The 929-nt window shown below is 57.1% G+C and carries 1 protein-coding gene and 1 pseudogene; both read left to right on the forward strand.

The genetic code is table 11. The features are described 5' to 3' along the window. Positions 1 to 368 (forward strand): annotated as a pseudogene (locus ACXJ5O_RS28355) (bicarbonate-binding protein); the annotation flags it as partial. A 31-nt stretch (positions 369 to 399) separates the two neighbouring features. Then, the coding region (locus ACXJ5O_RS28360) for an ABC transporter permease subunit (protein ID WP_457302820.1) at positions 400 to 929 on the forward strand (530 nt) is incomplete at its 3' end.

The following is a 929-nucleotide window of genomic DNA, read 5'->3' on the forward strand; positions in this document are numbered from 1 at the left end:
CCGATATCGCTGGACGGTTGAAGGGCGATTATGACTATGGCTCCGGGCGTGTCGAGACGGCCAGTCCGCATTTGATGAAATTCTGGCGCGATCACACTTCCTATCCGTTCCAGAGCCATGAAAAATGGTTCCTGACCGAGAATATCCGATGGGGCAAATTTGCGCCGGATACGGACATCAACGCATTGGTTGGCAAGGTCAATCGGGAGGATCTCTGGCGCGAGGCGGCATCGGCCCTTGGCGTTGCCGCAACGGATGTCCCCGCTTCGACATCGCGAGGTGCCGAGACCTTTTTCGATGGCAAAGTCTTCGACCCGGACAACCCGCAGACCTATCTCGCCAGCCTCGACATCAAACGTTTTGCGTGAAGGAACCGGTATGATTGCCAGCCCCGTACGGATGAATCCACAAAAACAGCCACACACCCAAGCAAAGGTCGTGACTTTGAGCACTCCCAGATCATCTGTTGCTCGGCGGCCCTTCCCGCAGTGGCTCTCCGCCCTTGCAGGACGTATACTGCCGCCGCTGGTAACGCTGGCGTTTCTGCTGGTTCTTTGGGAAGTCATTTGCTCCTCACCAACGGCGAGTGTTCCCTCTCCGTCGCGCGTTGTATCCGAAACCTGGGAATTGATTGTCCATCCATTCTATGTCGGACAAGGCGTCGACCAAGGTTTGTTCTGGCACATCCTCGCCAGTCTCAAGCGTGTGGCCCTCGGCTATTGCCTTGCAGCAATCGCAGGGATCGCTCTCGGTGCGCTGGTAGGTCAGAGCGACTGGGCGATGCGCGGTCTTGATCCGATCTTTCAGGTCTTGCGCACCGTTCCACCGCTGGCCTGGCTGCCGCTGTCATTGGCAGCTTTCAAGGACGGCAACCCCTCGGCAATCTTCGTGATCTTCATTACGGCCATCTGGCCGATCATCATTAATAC

This window comes from Phyllobacterium sp. P5_D12, from assembly GCF_054049495.1.